Source organism: Vreelandella sp. 2A-K22 (assembly GCF_054065485.1).
In genome coordinates, this window is the sequence record NZ_JBSUGC010000003.1 from 38,488 (window position 1) to 60,094 (window position 21,607).

Below are 21,607 nucleotides of genomic sequence, written 5' to 3' on the forward strand. Positions count from 1 at the left end.
GAATGAAAGATTTTGAAAGATATGGGGTTCGAAAAAAGTATGGAAGACTTTCATGATCGAGTTGCATCAAAGAAAACAGGCGGAGCCAAAGTTTTGGAAAGTGCTTGGCAATGGTGGCCTGACCTCCATAGACTATTGTAGTGAATGAGGAAAATTATTATGGATGATTATCAGTTTATAACTCTAATGCGCGAATCCAGGAACAGTTGCACTGCCCTCAATTTTTTCCGCGCGACGGTATCTCAGCGAAGCTTTTGTACGACGCACCGTGTGCGTGCCATACATTGACGCATCTAGACCTATTTTCAGTGACCTATGTTCACAATACGGGCATATTGGCGCGTTGAAAGATGCTTTGTGCTATTGATCCGGCTGGGAAACAAGAAATCTTCGCTCTGGAGCTGAGTAAGCTGTATCCAGTCGATAATAGCGATGCGAATTTGCTCGGTAATTTTGAACTGGACAGGTCTATGTGTCTTTTGCTGCATCACAATGGCTCGTGGAAATATGCACGCGCCATGGGCTATAAACCCGAACTCATAAATTGACGAGGTCACCAACCCCACTACTCGTCGCCCGTAAATTTTGCAACAGAACCCTAACAGGTGCTTTGGCGCGGCTTGATGATGTCAGATGCTGCGAGGCGTCGGTCAGCCTCATCGATTAGCGCATCGAACGTCGCCAAAACAATATTGCGTAGCCACCGGGTGGCGGGGTCACCATCAAGTTCTGATTTCCACATCACCCGAAAAGACACGTCAGGCAAGGGTTCGGGAGGCTCAAATACCTGAATATCTTCACCCTGCGCGCCTCCCAGTAGACAAAGCGCGACAAAATTACCCAGCATGTCGGTATTGTTCAAGACCGCACCAATGCCTGACCAACTGGCAGCGTGTAACCCAATCCGGCGTTTCAGACCTAAGCTGTCGAGCCGCTCTTCTACGGTTCCATGTGTTGCACCTGGAGTGCGCACAACGACATGAGGCCAGCTCATCCAACTTTCCGTTGTCCAGTCATTTGAAACTGGGTGTCCATGACGAGCGAAGACATAGCGTTTTAATGGGGGGAGAGCCTTAGCCTTCAATCCTGCCGGGAGAGGGAAGTTTGCGTTCCCAAAGGCAATGTCTATTTCGCCACTGACGATCTGACCCATGGTCTCCTTTGACAGGGGCTGCCATGCAAGGCCGGAGTCTGGTGCTTCTCTGTGCATCCTTCGGACAACTTCTGTGGCCACAATGTCCAAACCGGGGCCGGCTATTTTGAAAATACGTGTGCTTTTCGAGGGATCAAATTCCGCTGGCGGCTGCACTGCGCGTTCAATCCGGGCGAGGATCGGCTGTATCTCTTGGTAAAGTGCGAGAGCCCTTGGACTGGGCTGCATAATTCCACCAACACGAACCAAAAGCGGATCACCAAGCTGGTCGCGCAACCGACCTAAAGCATGGCTGACTGCCGAAGGCGTACGGCCGAGTTGTTCTGCGGCCCGATTGACACTGCCCTCATCCATCAACACACGGAAGACCAAAAGCAGGTTCAGGTCCAGGTTTCTAATCTGAATTTCATTCATGCTAAATGAATACTATTTGCTTTTATGACACGGAATTCCCAGCATAATGGCCCCGTATCGGTCAAAGATCAATATGCAGCTGAAAGGAATTCACGATGGCACTCTCGCTACCAAACGCAAAGACTCTATTTGTTGATACTGGCCCAAGACTGATGCTTGGAGGCATCTTCCTGATCGGCGCAATTGATGGGTTTTGGTACATATTTACGGGATCGCATCTCATCCACCCACCAACATCAGTAGATGGTCTGGCTTTTGAAGCCGCTCTCAAAGAGGTTGGATTTTTCTGGCCTTTGATGAAAATTATCGAACTGATCGGCGCTTCGTTGTTGCTGAGCAATCGAGCGCCTGCACTAGGGTTGGCATTGCTTGCGCCTGTGATGGCGGTGATTGTGGCGTTTCATATGATGTTGAATCCCGCCGGACTGCCGCTCGCTGCCATCTTGGTGGCAACCGGCGGAATGACCCTTTGGGTTCAGTTTGACCGTTTCAAACCGCTGACAGCTTCTGGAACACCTAAGCATCCGACCAACGACGCCGACGGCCAGTATCCGTGACCGGGAGAACTTCTATCTGGGGCCTGAAGCTGTGGCCTGCCATAGCTTCAGGCTCTTATACCCAGACGACTAAAACCGTGAGGCGTTCATGGTGTGGCTCTCCAGGGGTGGAGAGGAAAGAATGGCTCAGACCATGCCTGGTGCTGAGCACACTACATAGCACAGGTCGACCCAAAGCAGTCATCTATACAGCCTTACTGGTTCACTTTTCATTACACTTGTCATTGATTAAGCGCTAATAATCGTAACACCAGCTGCGGCAAGTGGATTCGTCAATGAAACATCGGTACTTTTCTCAACAATAATTGTACTAGCGAGGGAGAGGTCACCGATCATGTACTGTGATGCGGCGTTAAGTTTATCCGATGATGCGAGTACCACCGTCTCGGCAGCATGAGCCGCGAGCGCGCGCTTCATATAAGCCTCTTCAAGATCTCCTGTGCTCAAACCGGCAGAAGCGTGCACGCCGGTCACGCCCATAAAGTATACATCAGCACGAATGTGGGAGAGCGCTTCTATCGCCGCCGTGCCCACGGTAACGATAGAGTGCTTGAAAAGCTTCCCGCCAATAAGAATGACCTCAATTTTAGGGTGACCAACCAGCTCAACAGCAATGCTGGGGCTATGGGTAACGACTGTAGCTACTAGCTCTTTAGGTAGTTGTCGTGCCATTTCTACTGCTGTAGTACCGCCGTCTAGTATCACTACTTGACCATGGGTCACCATCTTGGCTGCGACTCCGGCGACGGCGCGTTTGGTCACCGACTCGATCGACTGTCGGTGAGTGAAGTCAGCTACTGCAGGCGAGGCGGGTAGTGCGCCGCCATGGACACGCTGTAAAAGCCCTTCGCTAGAGAGCTCCCGCAGATCACGTCTAATCGTATCCTCCGAGACGCCAAATGTTTCGCTCAATGCCTTGGAAATGACTTGGCCATCGCGTTGGAGCTGGGCCAAGATTTCGCTTTTCCTCTGACGTGTCAGCATACGTACCTCGTTATACACGAAATAGCTTGATAATGCACGATAATGCATACTAAGCTGAATTTCATCATAATGCCAAAGAGAAAGGAAATGAATGCGACCGAGAACCGGGTCAGAATCATCGAAACTAAAGTGTTGTCCGATGATTGGTACGTGTTGAAGAAAACGACCTTCGACTATCTTCGCCATGACAACGTATGGCAGCGGCAGAGCCGTGAAACCTATGATCGCGGCAATGGTGCTACCATTTTGCTATTCAACCGCGAACGACACACTGTCGTGCTGACGCGTCAGTTCCGTTTCCCCGCATTCGTCAATGGCCATGATGGCATGTTGATTGAGGCCGCTGCAGGTTTGCTTGATGATGCTTCGCCCGAGGAACGTATACGTGCCGAGGTGGAGGAGGAAACTGGCTATCGTATTCAGCATGTTGAAAAGGTTTTTGAAGCTTTTATGAGCCCTGGATCGGTCACTGAAAAGCTCTACTTCTTCATTGCAAATTACGATGCGGAATTAAGAATAGGCAAAGGAGGTGGTCTGAAAGAAGAGGGGGAGGACATAGAAGTACTGGAGTTGCCTTTAGCAAAGGCTTTGCAGTTGATTCAGGAAGGGATAATTGTCGATGGGAAAACCATTATGTTGCTACAGCATGTGGCCCTGCGACTAGGTAACTAATGGCCTGGCTAACGGTGACGTCCCGGATTGGTTTTCAAGAAAAGCATCCGTCTACTATCTATCGCAGAAGTCGAGCTACGTCTAATAAACCAACCGGCACGGCCCCTGTCGGCGGTCGTTGCCTGTCAGTGGGGCGGATCATCTCCAGCGTTATACCAACACATCCTAAACGTCCGATCCTGGCCGGACAACGACGGCCCGAAATAGGCCGTCGTTTATCCTCATCAAACTTCTGTCTGTTCTGCCATTTCCAACGCGTCATCTACCTCTATCCCTAGATACCTGACGGTGCTTTCCAGCTTCGTGTGACCCAGGAGTAGTTGCACTGCCCTCAGGTTTTCGTGCGACGGTATATCAGCGAAGCTTTTGTACGGAGCATCCTGTGCGTGCCATACATTGACGCATCTAGACGTATTTCGGTGATCCAGGCTTTCACAATACGGGCATATTGGCGCGTTGAAAGATGCTTTGCGCGATTGATTCGGCTGGGAAACAAGAAATCCTCACTCCGGAGCTGAGCCAGCTGTATCCAGTCGATAATAGCGATACGAGTCTGCTCGGTAATTTCGAACTGGACGGGCCTATGTGTCTTTTGCTGCATCACAATGGCTCGTGGGGATATGCACTCACCATGAGCTATATCCCGTATTCGTAAATTGACGAGGTCGCAGCCTAGTAATTTGCTATCGATGGCTAAATTGAAGAGGGCGAGGTCTCTCGTCTTTTTGGCAAGCTGTAGGCGAACACGTATGGCCCAGATATCTTGAAGACGCAGAGGCGCCTTCTGCCCAACTAACCTGCCTTTATTCCAAGGTGTAGGTGTACAGGAGACACTCCAGTCAAAACGTTCATGGCATGTTCCTCCATCAGGTGGAGGTCAAAGAATGGCTCAATTCATGCTCGTCATGTGCTAAGGTTAATTTACAGTCGGGGCTCGACCCAGAGCGGAAGTTTCGAAAAATTTCGATTGGAACGGTTCGATATAGAGCTTTAGAAACAACTAAGAGGCGAGCGAACACTGTGCAATCTCTAAAAGTCAAAATGAAAATGCCGACATGATGTGGAAGGTTAATCTTGTGCACTGGAATGACTCCCTCCATGTCAGAACGGTATTAGATGAAATAATGAGCAGCATAGTCAAAAATAATAATAAAAATTGACTGAACATCCTGTTTTCGTAGTGCTTAATGGATCGCCCCAAGTTTTGTAGACACTGCCTAGTCTTATGCTTTGGGTGTAAGTGTTTGTCTGAGTGAGAAAATATAATTCTGAGATAGGTTTGTTTCATCTAAAGTGCGGTGTTACATCAGCATTAAATCATTGTTCGCTCATGGCAGATTGAAGAAAATTAACCTACGCTTGTGGGGCGGGTGGGGTAGCTGGTGACTCAAAGTTGTTAGGTTGGAAAAGGTATTGTGCATGTAATGCAACTTTCCCGATGAACGATATTGTTTGGTTTGGCTATATATGATTTAAGTATATTAGAGGCTAATGTGGCTGATTATAACCTTATTGAAGGCGCTTACACATTTAAGGCGATATGTGACAACAATTTCTGATTGATAATATAATCATAAGTAGTTGAAGTTGTACTGGATTAGACAGCACAAAAGGAGATGATCCATGCAAAAGACTTACTATTCGGCGACTACATTTCTAACCCTTTCAATTAATCGGCACTTATATGAAGGCAAGCACTATGTATATGTCGCCGAGAGTTTTTATCCTTACGGAAAGAGTAATCCCAAGTCGTCTAATCCGCTGCTGATCTACATGGATCTCTACCAACCATGGCAGGATCGCGATGAACATGACAAGTTTTTTCTCCAACACCGGCTAGCTGTTAGGAAAGGTGTTTTGGCAAAGGAAAAAGACGGAACAGTTTTACCCCGGATCGCTAACGATCTAAGAAGAGTCGCTGATCGGGTAATACTTGAGTTTTTCTACCCAGTAGTCTATCGAGTGAATTTCGATGTGAGTACTGCTGGGAGAGCTGGAGTAACCGTAGCTGGTTCGGGACTAAAGGGTTCAAGCGAATTCTTGATCCCAGATCTGAACGAGACTGAGTACGAACTGCTGTTCAACGACAATTATACCCACCATTTCGATAAACTCCGAGAGCCATGCGGCTACTTTGGGAGCAAAGCCGACGCCGTAATTGAGCTTTTAAAGTGGAGTCCCTAACGATGGAATTTATCTCTCTTCCCTTGCACTATTTTTCACAGCTGAAGAACCCTAGTGATTTTCACAACTACGTTGATGGATTGGCGCTGATGGACGACCTGCTTTGCACATACGATAGAGAACCACGTTCGCCAATGTATCTTCCCGAAGACAATCAAGGGCGATCAGCCGGAGATCTAGCTCTAATTCAGGAACGAATTTCGGAATGCCTGGAGGCGTTAGAATCTCCTAATCTCAAAGAAAATCTTGCTATCAATTTCGAACGCGCTACAGCTCTCTACTGTAAAGGAGTGGACTCTTCAAACCAGATACAGCTGTTTCTTGCTGCACTACTTTATCTCTACGCGGATGTCATTCACCCAGCTATATATCCAGAAAAACAAAACTGATCTTTTAAAGTAGTAAAGTGGTTGAACGCGCTCGCTTTACACTTTACATCCGGAATTTCTAAAAGTCCGCTCCTGGTTGATAACTGAATCGTGGGATATGATACGCCTGCTTGCTAAGCGACTATTTGCCTTCCAGAGCGCTCCAAAAGGCTGAGCCATATACTTAGATTCCGAGAGTAGTGACCCGGAATGGCAGACTGGTGTGAATGTAATCAGCTCCTGTTAATTGTCCAGGTGGCTGGGCAACATACACTGTGTTGCTCAGCTCTGCTTGAGCCAAGTTATTCTGTGCCCGAACTGCTCTCTTCCGGCTCTACCTGCCCACGCCGCTGAAGCCAGTGCATCACGATCCAGCACAGTGCTGCCCAGCTTGCCCCGGCCGTCCAGCCGGCAAGTACATCGGTCGGCCAATGGACGCCGAGATAGACGCGGCTTATGCCCACCAGCAGGGTCAACAATATCGCCAGTATCAAAAGGTAAGCCTTTAGCCTCAGCGCGGGCTGCACGCGAATGAGTAGCGCTGCCAGGGTGAGGTAGGTCACGGCAGACATCATTGAGTGGCCGCTGGGAAAACTCGCGGTGTAGACCATGGCTTCATGAGGCACGAGATCCGGGCGAGGGCGATCGAAGCCCATCTTCATCACAGTGCTGAGTAGTATGCCGCCGGGCACCGCAATTGAGGCAAAGAGAGCCGCGCGGTAGTGTCTGGCAAGTAACAGGTAGCCCAGGGCGCCCAATGTGATGAGTACCAGCACGCCGACACCGCCCAGTGCGGTAAAGTCCCGGCCCATTTCCTCAACCCAGCCCGGCCCGATCGGGTCGCTAAGATCTGCGGGGTTGCGAAGGGCGAGCAGTAGGCTCTCATCGATGCTACGGGTGTCCCCCTCGATAACTTCGTCGGCCAGCGCGATGAACCCCCAAATCCCACCGGAAAGTACCGCGACGCATAGCAGCATCGCCAGTTCGTAGCGGCCGAGCCGAGCCAGCAGGGAAAAGCTATGGCGTCCAAATTGTCCAAGTTTTCCATGGTGCTTCATTTGCAACTCCCTTGCTTTGATAAGTGATACGCAACGTCGATTCTGACGGTTTTATTGTGCCAGTGTTATCAATAGCGCGGAAAACCGCTTACTTCTATAGCAGGATGACGTTTTGTCAGGGGACATTTAGCAGGATAGTCAGGCATTGTCGCCGAAGGTCTTGCCCCAGTCGCGGGGGCTGACTTGGTGGCGCTGCCTGAAATGTTGCCGAAACGAAGTTGCCGTGTGAAAGCCGCTTTTTTCCGCAATGGCTTCTACCGACAAGGAGGTGGTTTCCAACAGCTCGCGCCCGCGCCGTAAACGCTCGTTTACCAGCCACTCTACGACCGTCATGCCGGTGGCCTTATGAAAATGGCGCGTAAAGGTTTGCCGACTCATGGCCGTTCGGGCGGCGAGTTCGTCGATAGTGTGCGAGGAGGCCAGATGTTCGCGCAGGTAGTCGAGCAGGCGATTGATATGGGCATCCTGGGTGGAGACGGCAACCGGTTGTTCAATGAACTGTGCCTGCCCACCTTCCCGATGCGGCGGAACCACCATTACGCGGGCAATCTTGTTGGCGATCTGCGCGCCGTAATACTGGCGCACCAGGAACAAGCAGCAATCCAGGCCAGCGGCCGTGCCCGCCGAGGTCACCAGCCGATCCTCCTCAACGTAGAGCGCATTGGTGTCCAGCTTGACCTTTGGGAATCGGGCTCTGAAGTCCTGCTCAGCAATCCAGTGCGTTGATGCCCGCCTGCCATCAAGCCGCCCGGCATAGGCTTAGGGCATAGGTGCCGTAACAGAGCCCCACCACATGGGCGCCCCGGTCATGACAGCGGACGAACGCCGCAACCAACTCGGGTGGCGGGGCTTCGTTCAGGTCATGCCAGCCAGGCACCACCGCAATATCCACACTATCGAGCAGCTCCAGACCGCCGTCGGGTCTTACCGTCACTACTTGCTCGCTTTCTGGCGGCTCTCCCGGCATTGCTACGATGGAGAGATCGAACAAAGGGTGCTCGGAATAGCCCTGCGAGATGTGGCCACCTCATTGCCGCCTTCAATGCACCACGGATGGAGGGCGGTATTTGGGAGCCGGGTCATCCATGTAGGATTCCCGCTCGAATCGACGTGCAGGAGCTGAGCAGAATGGGTGCTCTCGCAGTTTTTGATCTTAGCGCCAGAGCTGACGCTAAGGTGGTATTCTAAAAACTCACTTGTGAACGGAGTTAACTCAAAGACTGCTTCTGGACGATATCTGAAGGAATACAATTCGGTCGTTTCTTAATATGCGGCGCCTTGCCCTCCCTAACGCTCTATGAAGAAGGTTATGCGTAAAGAATTTCCGTAAACTTTTCTATGCATTGGAATGGTGGGGACATGACTCTTCATCATCGACAGCCAGGCTGGACTAATCATCTTAGGAGTCTCGTGTTGGGCTTGTCCTGACTAATCTGTGTCACTAAACTTTCCCACCCCTTACCACCATCCGCTTGGGGCCATACCGTGGAGCGCCTTTTCATTTCTGGGATCCTTGGTTCAGGACGTCCTAATGAAAACGTCATGAAGAAGATCGGTGAAACGTGGAAAGCCTGGAGAATCAAGGGCCATGTTTTTGTCTCAGAGAAGCTTTCTCATCATTGGCAAGCGCTGGACGACTTCGAAGGAGCAGAGTGCCAGCGCAGGTGAACAACCGCGACGCTTTCAGGGGGTTGCATAGTTTGAACTCTAAAGCTTATAGCGCTATGACGCGAAATGCATTCAGGTCGGGAGGATATTCTGGTTGATACGGAAGAGGTTTGTCGGATCGAACTTCTTCTTGAGCGCCACCAGCCGCTCATAGCTCGCTCCATAGGCGAAGGCAGTGCGGTCAGCTTCATCTCCGGTCAGAAAGTTGACGTAGGCACCTCCACTGGCATAAGGCTGTGACCGGTTGAAGAATTCACGCGCCCAGGCAATGCAGCGTTCATCCTCTACGGCCGTCTCCCAACGAGCATGCACGTTCATCACATAATTAGCATCACGGTTCGAGTACGCCATCGCTTCGGGTTGCACTCGGCCTGTTTGACCGCCTATCGTGGCAATAAAAATCTCGCACTGTGAAGACGGTAGGGCACCAGCGTATTCGATGATAGCATCGATCGGCTCTTCTTCCAGCGTCGAGAAATTATGAGACTTCCAGTAGTTGCGTGCCCCTGGCGTTAACAGTGGGTCGAACGCTTTTTGCCAGTCGATATATGGCTGCACACCGATATGCTCGCCGTATGCGTTACCAAACCTTCTAAGCGGTTCGATGTGTTTCTCGCCTTCTAAGGGGTCGCCTGCGTAGCAAATGGCAAGAGCGACAATCTCTTTCCCGTGTACTGCCTCGGCCAGGAAAGGCAAGGGGGGCGCCTTGCGCGTCACCATCCACACGTTGAGTTCGTCTGGCATCGTCTGCGTGAAGCGGGCGAACTGTGTGATGATCGATTTTGCTTCGTCGAAGGGAAAGACGATAAGACCGCATAGAACATTCGGGCCTACCGGATGCAATTGGTACTCGAAACGGGTAACGATACCGAAGTTACCGCCTCCACCGCGAAGCCCCCAGAAAAGGTCGTCGTTTTCCGATTCACTGGCATGCAACTGTTGGCCATCGGCGGTAATGACGTCCATGCCAAGCAGGTTGTCGATGGTCATGCCGTACTTTCGGCTTAGCCAACCGAATCCTCCTCCCAAGGTCAGACCGGCCACACCCGTGGTGGAGTTGATGCCCAGTGGGGTAGCAAGACCATACGCTTGGGCAGAGGCATCGAAGTCCGCCAGGGTGCAACCTGGCTCGACGTATCCAAGGTGAAGTTCTGGATCAATGCCTACTCTCTTCATTTGCGAGAGGTCGATCATAACGCCATCGTCGCAGGCAGAGGTGCCTGCAATGTTGTGACCACCGCCGCGCACGGAGAAAGGGAGATCGTGCCGGCGTACGAAGTTTAAGGACTGAACAACATCGTCAGGTGAAGTGCAACAGGCAATCATGGAGGGTCTGCGATCAATCATGGCATTCCATATCTGACGCGCTTCCTCGTATTGTTTATCTTCTGGAAGAATCACGCTTCCTGAAAAATTGGTTTTGAACTCCTCTATTGCGGTTTGTGAAAGTTGGTTCATGACGAACACCTTGAGGTATGCCCAGGGCAAGATTCATACGAGGGGCCGCCGGGCGGGTAAGTGAGGAAAACTACCAAGCTGGCGATTATCCCCAATCTTCACAGCGACCCTTTGATTGGTATTTCGTCAGTGGATAAACACAGTATAGGGAGGTCTGTCAAGAGTTGCTCTTTTTTCTTCGAACGATCCATTAATCATCATGGTCTGACCACGGTTGATTATTGATAAGTGGTTATGGTGTTTTTTGATAGATGCAGACCTTGCCTGCAAGATTTTGGTTAATTTCGACCCACCAACTTGCTCTTGTTATTGAAACGTCAAGGCTTTCTTGAAGTTAGCTCCTGGCCGATAACAATCCCTCCCTCCAAAGCCCCAAGCTTCCACGAGAAGCTGGTTTCACCAATAGCTAATCCTCTTCCATCACTTCCTCGACCCATTCCACCCACGTCTCGGTAAGGCGTTGGCCAAGCCTCAGCGTGTGCCAGGGAGCGCGCTGGACGGGCGTGAACGTCTCTGGGTTGCTAAACCACTCTCGTTCTATGGCAGCGTAGGTCGTTAGGCGTTCCTTGAGCTGGCGGTGGCGTTCTGCCGCTGATAGGTCACTTTAGACCGATTCATCTGCTTTCGTTGTGGGTGTTAGTAGCTCTTGCCGTTGCAGTGGTGGCTATCCTCAAGGGCAGGATAGAGCAGCATCGCAGTTGGATGGTTGGCGCCTATCTGGGGCTAGTCGGTGCTTTTGTTGGTTCCCTGGCGCTGGGACGCTGGATCGCCGCTCAGCTGGGTATGTGCTGATGGTTAAAAGCAAGAATGATAGCTAGAGCCGCTTAGCTTCTAGCAGAGCACTCCAATCATTGTTGAGCTTATGCTAACTTAGCATTAACAACCTGTGAGGTAGCTTTCCATGTCTATTGAAATCTGGTTCGCCTTTGCCCTTGCGTCCGTGGCGTTGCTCGCCATCCCTGGGCCAACGATTTTGACCGTGGTCAGCTACTCTATTGCCCAAGGCAGGCGCGCCAATATTCCGCTTGTCGCTGCGGTGGCATTGGGTGATTCAACGGCGCTGCTCTTTTCACTGCTTGGCCTGGGGGCGGTGTTAGCCACTTCGGCATTTTGGTTCACCGTGATCAAGTGGATCGGCGGTTTATACCTTCTCTATATGGGCATCAAACTATTGCGTGCCGGTATATCCTCTGTGCAGCCGGTAACACCGGCGGTATCAGGTTCGCGCTGGAAGCTTTTCACCAATACCTATCTCGTTACTGCGCTCAACCCGAAGGGCATTATCTTCTTCGTCGCCTTTTTGCCGCAATTCGTCAGCCCGAACGCCGATGCTGGGCAACAATTGTGGATACTTGCGATCACGTTTGTGGCGTTGGCAACGCTGAATGCCACTCTTTACGCCGTATTCGCAACGTCGGTGCGCAAGATGCTGGCATCGCGTCGTGCCCAGCGTCGCTTCAACTTGGTTGGCGGAACGTTACTCTCTTCAGCGGGTGTCTGGGCGCTGCTTGCTAAGCGGCCTGTATAAGCAAAAGACGGTAAATTGGATGTGTTCGTATCGGGAGACAACTGTGAGTGAAACCCTTCAAGAACTGCTAGCGGAACTTGAGCAATTTGGCCAACAAAACGATGCTGCTATTTCTGAGCGCCCAAGACGAATGCTCAATATCACCCGTGATACGGGGGAGTTCCTATCGGTACTAGTTCAAGCAACCAATGCTCAACGAGTGCTGGAAATTGGCACCTCGAATGGGTACTCCACCTTATGGCTGGCTCAGGCAGTGCAGAGGATTGGTGGGCACGTTACCACCGTTGAGCTCTCCGAATTCAAGCTGGAGATGGCCGCGAGAAATTTTGACCGCTCAGGCCTCACTAAGGTCATCACTCAGCATCGGGGGGAGGCGGGCAGTATGCTTGAAAGCCTGGACGATGCCTGTTTCGATCTGCTCTTTTTAGACTCAAAGCGCTCTGATTATGTGCATTGGTGGCCGAATATCCAGCGAGTTTTACGCAAGGGCGGACTGCTTGTGGTGGATAACGCCACTTCCCATGCAGATGAAATGGCTGATTTTATGGCGCTGGTATCGGCAGACTCCAAGTTCACTACTTGCACTGTACCCGTTGGCAATGGCGAGTTTCTGGCAACGCGGTGCGGGTAACGCCTGCTTAGCGTTAAAGGCGCCCTAGCTGATTCAGAAAGCGGAAGTCGATTTTTCATCAGTGAACCTAAACCGTCAGAATATAAATGGAATAAACCATGATCAGAGATGCCGTAGAGGGTGATTCGGAAGCCATAGCGCACATTTATAACCACTACATCGAAAATACCGCTATTTCATTTGAAGAAAAGCCAGTATTGGGTTCAGACATTCAAGGCCGGATTGAAAACGTTCAGGGGGCCGGTTTGCCTTGGGTGGTGGCAGTGGAAGATGATGCTGTGGTGGGCTATGCCTACGCTACCAAATGGAAAGAGAGAAGCGCCTATCGATTTTCAGTTGAAGTCAGCGTCTACCTTTCCAATCAGGCGCACGGTAGGGGCTTGGGTGTAAAACTGTACGAAACACTCTTTTCCACGCTCAAAGAGGGCGGGATACATGCGGTGATGGGCGGCATAACGCTTCCCAACCCAGCCAGTGTCGCACTGCACGAAAAAATGGGCATGAAAAAAGTGGCCCATTTTGAAAAGGTAGGGTTTAAGTTCGATCAATGGCACGACGTTGGCTATTGGCAGCTAAATCTGACTAACTGATAGTGACTCAACATGCTGAAAGCAAGGTTGATGTAATTAGACACTATGGACGTAACTCAGAATGGTGGGAGCCGGCATGTTGAGACTATCGTGGAACGATGGCCTTTCGGTTTGGTGTGATAGATGAATTTTATGCCTCTCGCTGCTAACCCTGGAGTAAGTTTAACGTGAATCCAGATGTTCAGGCTAAGTTTGAAAGCTACCCGAAAGGCGCACGGTGGCAGCTTGAGAGCGTGCGACAACTCATTCTGGCAGTAGCTGCTGAAGATGAGCTTGGCGATGTCGAAGAAGCGCTTAAATGGGGAGAAGCTAGTTATCTTGTCAAAGGGGGCACTACCATTCGAATCGACTGGAAACCTAAAGATCCAGACGTCATTAAGGTATTTTTTCACTGCCAAACATGTTTGATTGAAACGTTCAAAGAAATATATCCTGATGAATTTGAGTATGAGGGTAAGAGAGCTATTGTGCTCCCTCTGAGTGTGAATATCGAACAGGTTCCGTTAAGGCATTGCATCGAGTTGGCTCTGAAGTACCACAAGCTTAAGCGCTTGCCGCTTCTAGGCGTGTAGCCATTGGGTAAAGTGCAAACTTGTACTGTTAATGACGAGCTTCGAGGCAAGTATGACAATCACTGAAATTAAACGCCCACAAGAGCTGTCGCGCTTACGTCGCCTTGCTCTGGCTGCGCAAGGTTTGCTGCAGAATAAGCCTTATGGACGTGGCTTAGCCGGTGCCCGTAAAGCGATTAACCACCTGGGTTATGTTCAGATAGACACCATATCTGTGGTGGAACGAGCCCATCATCATGTTATTCACTCCCGAGTACCAGGGTTTGAGCCACACATGCTGAACCAGCTGTTGATCAATAAAGACATTTTTGAGTATTGGTCGCACGCGGCTGCATTTTTACCCATTACCGATTTTCGCTTTTCCTTGCCCTACAAAAACGCTATCAAAAGCGGGCAAACGCATTGGTTTAGATCACCTGATAAAAAGCTCATGGGAGAGTTGTTGGCTCGCATACGTTCAGATGGCCCGCTGCGGTCTCGAGATGTAGGGGCTAGCACTATAAAACGCGCAGGCTGGTGGGACTGGAAGCCAGCCAAAAAGGCACTTGAACAGCTGTATATGCAAGGCGATCTGATGGTCAGCGACCGCGACGGCTTTCAAAAGACATATGATCTAACCGAGCGGGTATTGCCATCCAACGTAAATTTACAGATGCCCTCCATGGAGGAGTTTGCAGCGCATCTTGTAGACCAACAATTACGCTGCCATGGCTTTGCTTCACTCAAAGGGCTGACTTATCTGCGCCGAAATACAGAGTTACGCAAAGCTGTGAATGCCCTGGTAAATGAAAGGTTAGCGCAGGGTGATTTAGAGAGAGTGAAAGTGAGCAGTGGCGATGTATTTATATTGGAAAGGGGAGCGCTCGAACGCCCTCTTCCTCGTTTGAAAGAGCGAATGTTGATTCTTTCCCCCTTCGATAACAGTGTCATTCAGCGGGAGCGGCTCAGGGCGCTATTTCAATACGACTATCAGCTGGAATGTTATGTGCCCGAAGCCAAGCGTCAGTATGGTTACTTTTGCCTGCCGCTACTTTATCGCGATGCATTTGTTGGCCGGATGGATTGTAAAGTCCATCGCAAAACCAGTCACTTAGAGATCAAGAACTTATATTTCGAGCCACACCCTTTTGATGAACATAGAGTCGTTACTGCTTTTGTGGAAGCCATCGTTCAGTTTTGTCATTTTCAAAAATCTGACTCCGTCTCTTTGAATGCAGTCCAACCTGAACACCTGACTCAGCGGTTGCGCAGCGCGTTAAAACCCCTGGGGTGAAAGGATCTAGGCAGGGGTGGGGTATCTAAGCTAGGCGTTGCTATTGGAAAAATTTTCCTCGGAGCCATGGCTTCAGGTACATGAATGTGTTGAATGACCGTTTCTAGCCGAATCAAAAACTTTCCTCCATATTAACAACGGGGCAGATGACGGCCTGCTGACGTAGATACGTTAGCTGCTATATTAGCGATAACGCTTAAGCGAGAGGATTGCACCAATGACAGGGACAAATAATAAACCATCAACGATAGCATTGTTGAGTGATAACCGGGTAAAGGTGCTCTTGGTCATCGCGATTATTGCGGTGGTCTGGGCCGTGGTGGCGCACACCATTGCTGGGTCGCGGGGAGACAGTATGGATGCGCTCGAAGCGCGTCTGGCTGAAACTGAGCGGGAGCATCAACAGATTCAGGCGGAGATGTCTGAGGTTGAAGCCGCGGAGCTTGATTTAGCAACACTGCAGCAGAGAATGAGCGCCCTTGAGGTTGAGCAAGCTGATGCTGAAGCCGAGCTAGCTTCGACGCGAGCAGATATTTCCCACGCTGAAGAAGATTTGAAGGCTTTACGGGGCGAGCGTGAAACCCGCGAAGAAGAAGTGGAGACCCTCAATGAGCAGGTCGACGAACGGCAGAGCAGCCTTGAAGAGCTGAATGAGAACTACGCCGAGGTAGAAAAAGAGAAAGAAGAGGCCGAAGCCGCCCGCGATGCCGCTCAACAGTCTCGTCAAGACGCAGAAGACGCTCGCAGCGAGGCTGAAGCAGACCTTGAAGCGCTCAACGCCGAGATTGAAGAAGCCGAAGCCGCCAGCGATACCGCGCAACAGGCTCGTCAAGAGGCAGAAGATGCCCGCAGTCAGGTTGAAGCTGACCCTGAAGAGCTAAATACTCAGATAGAAGAGGCCAATAACCAACTTTCAGCGGTCGGTGATCGGGTAAGTGAGTTAGAAACAACGCGTGATGCGCTCACCGTTGAAATCACTTCGCTCGAAGTGATGCGCGACGAAGCGCAAACGCCTGAGTGATTTACAGCCTTAACGAATAATACCTCGCAGCGAAGAACTCTAGACGTGTCTCCCCGTTACTTTAACGGGGAGGTTCTAGACGATATCTACTGCTCCGCCAAGGAGTGGTAGGTTCGCTAGAGCTTCATAGCGAGTTGGATTATGTCCGCCTATTTGTGGCCTACGATTACGACCGGCACCTTGGGCTGGGTAGCGTTGATGAACGCGACGAGCGCCACGCCTGCGAAGCGCCTTACACTCTACTGCACGTTTCTTAATCCAGGCGATACTATCCGATGCATCGGCGATTTCTGTTACCTCTTTTCCTTTTGATGTTGCTGGCCTCTTTGGCTGGTTGCGGGGAAACGCCCACCGGGCGCTCCCAATTGGCGTTAGTACCGAACGCGTTAATGGCTGACATAGGGGAAGATGCCTTTAATCAGCTGCGCAATAGCCAGCCGATCAATCGCGATACGCAGGCTAATCAGTTGGTGCAGTGCGTGGCTGAAAAAGTGGTGGCTGGCGCTAAGGCGAGCTACCCAGGGCTCGCTTTCCCTGAACGCTGGGAAGTGGTGGTATTTGAGGATGCTTCCCCCAATGCGTTTGCTCTGCCGGGTGGACGCATCGGGGTGCATAGCGGGCTACTGCGAGTGGCCGAGACGCCAGCCCAGCTAGCGGCGGTGATTGGGCACGAGGTGGGGCATGTGTTGGCGGATCATGGCAATGAGCGGCTTACCCAGCAGCTTGGCATTAAAGCCGTGTTATTGGTGGTGGGGTTATTAGGGGAAGAGGAATTTGGCAACCAGCAATTGATGCAGGCCTTGGGTATCGGTGCCCAGTTGGGCATTAGCCTGCCTTTCAGCCGCACCCATGAGGAGGAGGCCGATTTGATGGGCTTGGAAATTATGGCCCGTGCGGGGTTTGACCCGCAGCAGAGCGTGACCCTGTGGCGCAACATGGCTGCTAGCGGTGGTGGTCAGCCCCCTGAATTTCTTTCTACGCATCCTGCCCATGAATCGCGCATTCGGGCATTACAGCAAGGGCTGGAAAAGGCCACGGCCAGCTATCGTACGGTTACGCCTGCTGAATGTTGAGGTGAGTGGCATCGCGTTATTGATAAAATAAGAAAAATTGCCACGTGACGTCGGGAGTGTGGGGCTGTGCCATTACAGAAACAACAGTATCAGGTGCATGGGTTAACCGGGCAGTTTTGCGATGCCAGCCGTGAGTTGATGTATCGCCGCTCTATCCAGGAAAGCGTGCGGCTTGAGTTTAGCTTTGCTGTGAGCGTTGCGGCATGTGTCTTTGGCATGTTCGCGATTGCGGATTACTACCTGCTGGGTCTTACCAGGGAGTTCTATCTGCTGCTTACCATGCGAATAGTGGTGGTGAGCATTTGCCTGTTGGTGGCACTCGTTGTGCGGCGCTGGGGTGGCAATGATTACCGTGCTTGGTTGCACGCCTTACCGCTGTGGGTATTTGCCACGGGCATTATATTGATTGTCCCCCTACGACCCGAAAGCCTCCCCACTCAAATCACCGCGGTGGTGGTGGCTACCATGGCGTTTTATCTTCTGATTCCCAATCCGCTAACAGTCGTGACAGCGGCCAGCCTCTATTTAAATATTGGCTTTTTAGTGGCTGCGGTGCTGTGCGCAAGTCTTGCCCCGATAGCGACGCTACTGGTCGCACTGTTGCTGATTATGGGCAGCGTTGTAGGGTTTTTCGCCCTGCTGCGCTTGGAATGCCTGCAGCGTAAGCAATATGCACTGCTTCAAGAAGAGCGAGAGAATAACCACCAGTTACACAAAGAGATCGCGCACCGAAAATCACTGGAAGAACAGCTGAGGGTAGTCGCTGAGCAGGACGCGCTGACCAGCCTGAATAATCGCGGCCATTTTATAAAACTGGCTAAAGATCTGTTGCAGCACTCGCAAACCCGCAAGGTGCCATTCAGCCTGTTTATGATCGATGTGGATCACTTCAAACACATTAACGACACCTGGGGGCATAGCCATGGGGATTGGGTGCTAACCAAGATTGCCGAAGTCTGTGCAGAATCGCTGCGCCCAACGGATGTGATAGGACGTTTTGGTGGTGAAGAGTTTGTTGTCGCACTCCCAGACACCAGCTCGAGCGATGCGCAAATGGTAGCAGAGCGTTTGAAAAAGAAGGTGGCTGAACTTTCGTTAACAGAAGAGATGGGCAAACTGCGCCCAAGCGTCACCGTTGGCGTGGCGGCTACCGATTCAGAGGAAGCCGATCTGGAGTCTTTAATTAAACGAGCGGATGAGATGCTTTATGTTGGCAAACGCGCTGGGAGGAACCAAGTCGTCGTCTGCAGCGATGTTGTCGAAGCACCAGATTCACCCGTTGGCAACAAGTAGCGCTTTCCTATGCCCCCATCACTGCTGCTAATGCTCGCCGACACCCTTCTAATTCTCCATGTGCTGTTTGTGGCCTTCGTGGTGTTAGGCCTGGTCGCCATTTACGCAGGCTACTTCTTCAACTGGAGGTGGGTTCGCAATAAAACCTTCCGCATCGTACATCTTTGCGCCATTGGCTATGTGGTGGTTCAGGCTTGGCTCGGGGTGGTTTGCCCGTTAACCACCTGGGAAATGGCGCTTAGGGCAGAGGCGGGCGCCGCTACTTATTCGGGCTCGTTTATTCAGTACTGGCTGCACAGCCTGCTCTATTTCACTTTGCCGGAGTGGGTGTTTGTGGTGGTGTACACGCTATTCGGTAGCCTGGTGTTGGCCAGTTGGTTTGTGGTGAAGCCTCGTCAGCACTCTTCCTAGAAGATGGGCGTGTACTAAACTTTGCGTATCATACTGTGCTTGGGAGCGAACCCATGCGGCACCTATACCTAATGCGGCATGCCAAGGCTAAACAGCCCAGTGGCGATATGATCGACCATCAACGGCCGTTGCGAAAGCGTGGTAAACGTCAGGCAGCGGCGATGGCGCATGTGCTGCAGCACTGGCAAGCGTTAGAAGGGGGGATTTACGTCAGTACAGCGGCTCGCACGCGGGAAACCTTCGATGAGATCGCAGGCCAACTGCCTGATCATACCCTGGTCAACCAGGTTCACTTCGATGAAGACCTTTACACGTTCGATGGTGGCGGGCTGCAGGCCTGGCTCGAATCGTTGCCAAACGAAGCCGAAAGCGTCCTGGTGATTGGGCATAACCCTGCGCTGCATGATCTGGCTCGTTGGCTCGACAAGGCTGCGCCTCATTCACTGCCCACCGGGAGCGTGCTGCATTTCACGCTGTCCGGCTCTTCTTGGAAAAGCGCGGGGCATAACGGAGCCAAACTGGCAGGGTTCCTGACCCCGGAAACGGCCAGCTATCCTCTTTTTCAGCGCCTTGCCCCCCAACCACCCAAACGCAATAACGACACCGCCAGCCGCATGCGTGACATGATGGAGCACCAGTATCAGATGATCCGTGCCTTGGAAGCCGGTGTCATCGCAGGCGTTGACCCTGAGTTTCTGCACCAGTACCGGGTCAATCTGCGCCGTAGCCGGGCAGTGGGCGAATCCGTGCACGCTATTACCCGAGTGCCTGGCCTGAAAAAGATGCTTAAGCGACTCAAGCAACGTGCCCAGGCTACCAGTGACCTGCGTGATATTGATGTGTTTCTGGAGGATATGGCCAAGACGCCCCCGCCGCTCACTTCTGGTAGTCGCCAGGGATTGATGCAGTGGCTCCAGGCTTGCCAGCGGGAACGTCACCAGGTGCTGTGTCAGCAGTTAAGTACACCGGCGTATGCTGAGGAGATGCAGGCCTGGCAGCACTTCATCGCTTCAGATGACGTTGGGAAGGCGCTTTCGAAACTCACGCCAAAGCGTATCCGTACGGTACTGAGTGAGCGTATCGCACGCCACGATGAAGACCTGGCGGCACTCTCGTTGGATAGTCATGACGCCGAGTTTCATGAACTGCGTAAGGGCGTGAAGCGGATTCGCTACCTGGCTGATCTGAATCCAGAGACCCCTGAGCCGTTTCTGTCCCAACTGAAGTACCGCCAGCACCTGCTTGGGGAGTATCAAGACCTGTGTTCCCGTCAGGCCTGGCTGGATGCCTTCGGCGCAAGCCCCGATAACGACCCGCAGCAACAGCAGGAGTGTGTTCAGTGGCGCGATTCGTTAGAGAAGCCGAAGCTTGTGCTGCGCAAAGAAGTATTGGCGTTGGAACCTATGGCCAACGTGTCCCCGTAACAACGTAATCAGGTAGCCTTGCCGCCAATCGTTACGCGATATATGATTCATATATGCTTTATACTCGTTTCATATATTGGGTGGTGTGATGGGTATCGTTAAGATCAATGACCAGCTGCATGAGGATATTCGCAAGGCAAGCACTGTCATGGTGCGCTCAATCAATGCCCAGGCAGAGTACTGGATAAAGGTGGGCATGCTTGCCGAGGCCAATCCGGGAATGACCTTCTCTGACATCATGCGTGAGCAAATGAAACAAGCCGACGTTGAAGTAAGGAAGGTGGTCGGTGAGTGAGCTGACGCTAAAAAGCGAGGAGGAGTTGCGTTTGATGCGGGAAGCCGGACGGCTACTCGGGTTGGTGTTCAGTCATCTCGACCAACGGATAGCGCCCGGCGTATCCACCATGGCTATTAACGATTGGGCCGAGCGCTATATCGTCGATCAATTGCAGGCTCGTCCGGCCAGTAAGGGGCAATACGATTACCAGTACGTATTGAATGCCTCAGTCAACCACGTGGTGTGCCATGGCATTCCATCCGAGAAGCAAATACTCAAAACAGGTGATATCGTCAATGTCGACATTACCCTGGAGAAAGACGGCTTTATTGCTGACTCCAGCAAGATGTATCTGATTGGCGATGTGACTCCCTATGCCAAGCGACTGGTCGATAAAACCTACGAGGCCATGTGGCAAGGAATACACGCGGTCAAGCCAGGTGCCACGTTGGGTGATGTAGGCTACGCAATTCAGCAATATGCCGAAAAACACGGATACTCTGTCGTTCGTGAGTATTGTGGCCATGGCATTGGTCGCGAAATGCATGAAGAGCCGCAGGTGCTGCATTACGGGAAGAGAGGCAGAGGCCTAGCGTTGAAAGAAGGGATGGTGTTTACCATCGAGCCCATGATTAATCAGGGCAGAGCCAAGATAAAAACCAAGCGGGATGGCTGGACGGTGGTGACCAGTGACAAGAAATTGTCTGCTCAGTGGGAGCATACAGTGGCGGTCACATCCTCTGGTTTCGAAGTGCTAACACTCCGCGATGACGAGTGCCTCCCTACTGAGATTAACCCATAACGGCCATGACCCATCCTCCTTCGTTTAAGCGCCCTGTATGTTTAAGGACCGTAGCCTGAAATCGATCTGGCGAAGCACATCAGGTGCGTTAAGCTGAAATGGTGGGTGCTACATAGATAGGCATGCTTGCCCTTGCATGGTGTCTATGATTCACCTATTCCATATCGCTTACCAGCTAAATGAAAAGGATGTCTAC

The 21,607-nt window shown here is 51.6% G+C and carries 25 protein-coding genes; 17 read left to right on the top strand and 8 right to left on the bottom strand.

All coding sequences use genetic code 11. The annotated features are described in order from the left end of the window. Window positions 1-598: 598 nt before the first annotated feature. On the bottom strand, window positions 599-1,567 hold the full coding sequence (locus tag ACW17M_RS04535; RefSeq protein WP_051430446.1) for a LysR family transcriptional regulator: 969 nt from the start codon (window positions 1,565-1,567) through the stop codon (window positions 599-601). 95 nt (window positions 1,568-1,662) lie between these two features. On the opposite strand from ACW17M_RS04535, the gene ACW17M_RS04540 reads away from it, so the two are divergent. Beyond that, window positions 1,663-2,124: a hypothetical protein gene (locus ACW17M_RS04540; RefSeq protein ID WP_051430445.1), complete on the top strand. Its 462-nt coding sequence runs from the start codon at window positions 1,663-1,665 to the stop codon at window positions 2,122-2,124. A 228-nt stretch (window positions 2,125-2,352) separates the two neighbouring features. On the opposite strand, the gene ACW17M_RS04545 is transcribed toward ACW17M_RS04540, so the two are convergent. Further along, window positions 2,353-3,108: a DeoR/GlpR family DNA-binding transcription regulator gene (locus ACW17M_RS04545; RefSeq protein ID WP_027959185.1), complete on the bottom strand. Its 756-nt coding sequence runs from the start codon at window positions 3,106-3,108 to the stop codon at window positions 2,353-2,355. Between the two features lie 87 nt (window positions 3,109-3,195). Between ACW17M_RS04545 and ACW17M_RS04550 the strand changes: the two genes are divergently transcribed. Beyond that, window positions 3,196-3,780, top strand: coding sequence for an NUDIX domain-containing protein (locus ACW17M_RS04550; RefSeq protein WP_027959186.1), 585 nt, complete (start codon window positions 3,196-3,198; stop codon window positions 3,778-3,780). 331 nt (window positions 3,781-4,111) lie between these two features. Here the strand turns inward: ACW17M_RS04550 and ACW17M_RS04555 are convergent, their stop codons facing one another. After that, window positions 4,112-4,555, bottom strand: coding sequence for a tyrosine-type recombinase/integrase (locus tag ACW17M_RS04555; RefSeq protein ID WP_442905631.1), 444 nt, complete (start codon window positions 4,553-4,555; stop codon window positions 4,112-4,114). Window positions 4,556-5,403: 848 nt separating this feature from the next. On the opposite strand from ACW17M_RS04555, the gene ACW17M_RS04560 reads away from it, so the two are divergent. Then, the gene (locus ACW17M_RS04560; protein WP_027959187.1) at window positions 5,404-5,964 is read left to right on the top strand and encodes a hypothetical protein; all 561 of its coding nucleotides are present in this window, start codon (window positions 5,404-5,406) and stop codon (window positions 5,962-5,964) included. A 2-nt stretch (window positions 5,965-5,966) separates the two neighbouring features. Then, complete coding sequence (locus ACW17M_RS04565; protein WP_027959188.1) at window positions 5,967-6,353, top strand: hypothetical protein; 387 nt, start codon at window positions 5,967-5,969, stop codon at window positions 6,351-6,353. A gap of 281 nt (window positions 6,354-6,634) precedes the next feature. On the opposite strand, the gene ACW17M_RS04570 is transcribed toward ACW17M_RS04565, so the two are convergent. From ACW17M_RS04570 to ACW17M_RS04590, 5 genes are all read right to left on the bottom strand, one after another. Next, a complete protein-coding gene (locus tag ACW17M_RS04570) occupies window positions 6,635-7,390 on the bottom strand; it encodes a phosphatase PAP2 family protein (protein WP_027959189.1) in 756 nt (251 codons plus the stop codon). A gap of 138 nt (window positions 7,391-7,528) precedes the next feature. Beyond that, window positions 7,529-7,975 carry a helix-turn-helix domain-containing protein gene (locus tag ACW17M_RS04575; protein WP_197029705.1) on the bottom strand — a complete coding sequence of 149 codons (447 nt, stop codon included), beginning with the start codon at window positions 7,973-7,975 and terminating at the stop codon, window positions 7,529-7,531. Window positions 7,976-8,129: 154 nt separating this feature from the next. Continuing rightward, complete coding sequence (locus tag ACW17M_RS04580; protein ID WP_196517946.1) at window positions 8,130-8,381, bottom strand: type 1 glutamine amidotransferase family protein; 252 nt, start codon at window positions 8,379-8,381, stop codon at window positions 8,130-8,132. 749 nt (window positions 8,382-9,130) lie between these two features. Then, a complete protein-coding gene (locus tag ACW17M_RS04585; RefSeq protein WP_342584718.1) occupies window positions 9,131-10,405 on the bottom strand; it encodes an FAD-binding oxidoreductase in 1,275 nt (424 codons plus the stop codon). 517 nt (window positions 10,406-10,922) lie between these two features. Further along, window positions 10,923-11,057: a hypothetical protein gene (locus ACW17M_RS04590; RefSeq protein WP_231500688.1), complete on the bottom strand. Its 135-nt coding sequence runs from the start codon at window positions 11,055-11,057 to the stop codon at window positions 10,923-10,925. A gap of 71 nt (window positions 11,058-11,128) precedes the next feature. Here ACW17M_RS04590 and ACW17M_RS04595 point away from each other — a divergent pair, with 71 nt between their 5' ends. From ACW17M_RS04595 to map, 13 genes are all read left to right on the top strand, one after another. Continuing rightward, on the top strand, window positions 11,129-11,308 hold the full coding sequence (locus ACW17M_RS04595; protein ID WP_258955956.1) for a DUF2306 domain-containing protein: 180 nt from the start codon (window positions 11,129-11,131) through the stop codon (window positions 11,306-11,308). Between the two features lie 109 nt (window positions 11,309-11,417). Beyond that, a complete protein-coding gene (locus ACW17M_RS04600; protein WP_027959191.1) occupies window positions 11,418-12,044 on the top strand; it encodes a LysE family translocator in 627 nt (208 codons plus the stop codon). A 43-nt stretch (window positions 12,045-12,087) separates the two neighbouring features. Then, window positions 12,088-12,675 (top strand): O-methyltransferase, encoded by a 588-nt coding sequence (locus tag ACW17M_RS04605; RefSeq protein WP_457546987.1) that lies wholly within the window; start codon window positions 12,088-12,090, stop codon window positions 12,673-12,675. Window positions 12,676-12,773: 98 nt separating this feature from the next. After that, on the top strand, window positions 12,774-13,265 hold the full coding sequence (locus ACW17M_RS04610) for an arsinothricin resistance N-acetyltransferase ArsN1 family B (RefSeq protein ID WP_138800265.1): 492 nt from the start codon (window positions 12,774-12,776) through the stop codon (window positions 13,263-13,265). A 167-nt stretch (window positions 13,266-13,432) separates the two neighbouring features. After that, window positions 13,433-13,837, top strand: a complete 405-nt coding sequence (locus ACW17M_RS04615; RefSeq protein ID WP_457546988.1) for a DUF1801 domain-containing protein — start codon at window positions 13,433-13,435, stop codon at window positions 13,835-13,837. A 52-nt stretch (window positions 13,838-13,889) separates the two neighbouring features. Continuing rightward, window positions 13,890-15,110 carry a winged helix-turn-helix domain-containing protein gene (locus tag ACW17M_RS04620; RefSeq protein ID WP_236557284.1) on the top strand — a complete coding sequence of 407 codons (1,221 nt, stop codon included), beginning with the start codon at window positions 13,890-13,892 and terminating at the stop codon, window positions 15,108-15,110. Window positions 15,111-15,327: 217 nt separating this feature from the next. Continuing rightward, window positions 15,328-16,131: a hypothetical protein gene (locus ACW17M_RS04625; protein ID WP_457546989.1), complete on the top strand. Its 804-nt coding sequence runs from the start codon at window positions 15,328-15,330 to the stop codon at window positions 16,129-16,131. A 275-nt stretch (window positions 16,132-16,406) separates the two neighbouring features. Next, on the top strand, window positions 16,407-17,204 hold the full coding sequence (locus ACW17M_RS04630) for a M48 family metallopeptidase (protein ID WP_457546990.1): 798 nt from the start codon (window positions 16,407-16,409) through the stop codon (window positions 17,202-17,204). 66 nt (window positions 17,205-17,270) lie between these two features. After that, complete coding sequence (locus tag ACW17M_RS04635; RefSeq protein WP_457546991.1) at window positions 17,271-18,497, top strand: GGDEF domain-containing protein; 1,227 nt, start codon at window positions 17,271-17,273, stop codon at window positions 18,495-18,497. A 9-nt stretch (window positions 18,498-18,506) separates the two neighbouring features. Next, window positions 18,507-18,908 carry a DUF2784 domain-containing protein gene (locus tag ACW17M_RS04640; protein WP_035578726.1) on the top strand — a complete coding sequence of 134 codons (402 nt, stop codon included), beginning with the start codon at window positions 18,507-18,509 and terminating at the stop codon, window positions 18,906-18,908. A 53-nt stretch (window positions 18,909-18,961) separates the two neighbouring features. Then, window positions 18,962-20,332 (top strand): CHAD domain-containing protein, encoded by a 1,371-nt coding sequence (locus ACW17M_RS04645; protein ID WP_457546992.1) that lies wholly within the window; start codon window positions 18,962-18,964, stop codon window positions 20,330-20,332. 88 nt (window positions 20,333-20,420) lie between these two features. Beyond that, window positions 20,421-20,627: a ParD-like family protein gene (locus ACW17M_RS04650; RefSeq protein ID WP_022523750.1), complete on the top strand. Its 207-nt coding sequence runs from the start codon at window positions 20,421-20,423 to the stop codon at window positions 20,625-20,627. Then, window positions 20,620-21,411, top strand: a complete 792-nt coding sequence (map, locus tag ACW17M_RS04655) for a type I methionyl aminopeptidase (protein ID WP_457546993.1) — start codon at window positions 20,620-20,622, stop codon at window positions 21,409-21,411. Before ACW17M_RS04650 ends, map begins: the two co-directional genes overlap by 8 nt. The last annotated feature ends 196 nt before the right edge of the window (window positions 21,412-21,607 follow it).

What these genes read in the sequence shown, in the direction of transcription:
- ACW17M_RS04535 (WP_051430446.1), bottom strand. Translation starts at nt 1,567, where the DNA reads ATGAATGAAATTCAGATTAGAAACCTGGACCTGAACCTGCTTTTGGTC.
- ACW17M_RS04540 (WP_051430445.1), top strand. Translation starts at nt 1,663, where the DNA reads ATGGCACTCTCGCTACCAAACGCAAAGACTCTATTTGTTGATACTGGC.
- ACW17M_RS04545 (WP_027959185.1), bottom strand. Translation starts at nt 3,108, where the DNA reads ATGCTGACACGTCAGAGGAAAAGCGAAATCTTGGCCCAGCTCCAACGC.
- ACW17M_RS04550 (WP_027959186.1), top strand. Translation starts at nt 3,196, where the DNA reads ATGAATGCGACCGAGAACCGGGTCAGAATCATCGAAACTAAAGTGTTG.
- ACW17M_RS04560 (WP_027959187.1), top strand. Translation starts at nt 5,404, where the DNA reads ATGCAAAAGACTTACTATTCGGCGACTACATTTCTAACCCTTTCAATT.
- ACW17M_RS04565 (WP_027959188.1), top strand. Translation starts at nt 5,967, where the DNA reads ATGGAATTTATCTCTCTTCCCTTGCACTATTTTTCACAGCTGAAGAAC.
- ACW17M_RS04570 (WP_027959189.1), bottom strand. Translation starts at nt 7,390, where the DNA reads ATGAAGCACCATGGAAAACTTGGACAATTTGGACGCCATAGCTTTTCC.
- ACW17M_RS04585 (WP_342584718.1), bottom strand. Translation starts at nt 10,405, where the DNA reads ATGATTGATCGCAGACCCTCCATGATTGCCTGTTGCACTTCACCTGAC.
- ACW17M_RS04600 (WP_027959191.1), top strand. Translation starts at nt 11,418, where the DNA reads ATGTCTATTGAAATCTGGTTCGCCTTTGCCCTTGCGTCCGTGGCGTTG.
- ACW17M_RS04610 (WP_138800265.1), top strand. Translation starts at nt 12,774, where the DNA reads ATGATCAGAGATGCCGTAGAGGGTGATTCGGAAGCCATAGCGCACATT.
- ACW17M_RS04620 (WP_236557284.1), top strand. Translation starts at nt 13,890, where the DNA reads ATGACAATCACTGAAATTAAACGCCCACAAGAGCTGTCGCGCTTACGT.
- ACW17M_RS04625 (WP_457546989.1), top strand. Translation starts at nt 15,328, where the DNA reads ATGACAGGGACAAATAATAAACCATCAACGATAGCATTGTTGAGTGAT.
- ACW17M_RS04630 (WP_457546990.1), top strand. Translation starts at nt 16,407, where the DNA reads ATGCATCGGCGATTTCTGTTACCTCTTTTCCTTTTGATGTTGCTGGCC.
- ACW17M_RS04640 (WP_035578726.1), top strand. Translation starts at nt 18,507, where the DNA reads ATGCCCCCATCACTGCTGCTAATGCTCGCCGACACCCTTCTAATTCTC.
- ACW17M_RS04645 (WP_457546992.1), top strand. Translation starts at nt 18,962, where the DNA reads ATGCGGCACCTATACCTAATGCGGCATGCCAAGGCTAAACAGCCCAGT.
- ACW17M_RS04650 (WP_022523750.1), top strand. Translation starts at nt 20,421, where the DNA reads ATGGGTATCGTTAAGATCAATGACCAGCTGCATGAGGATATTCGCAAG.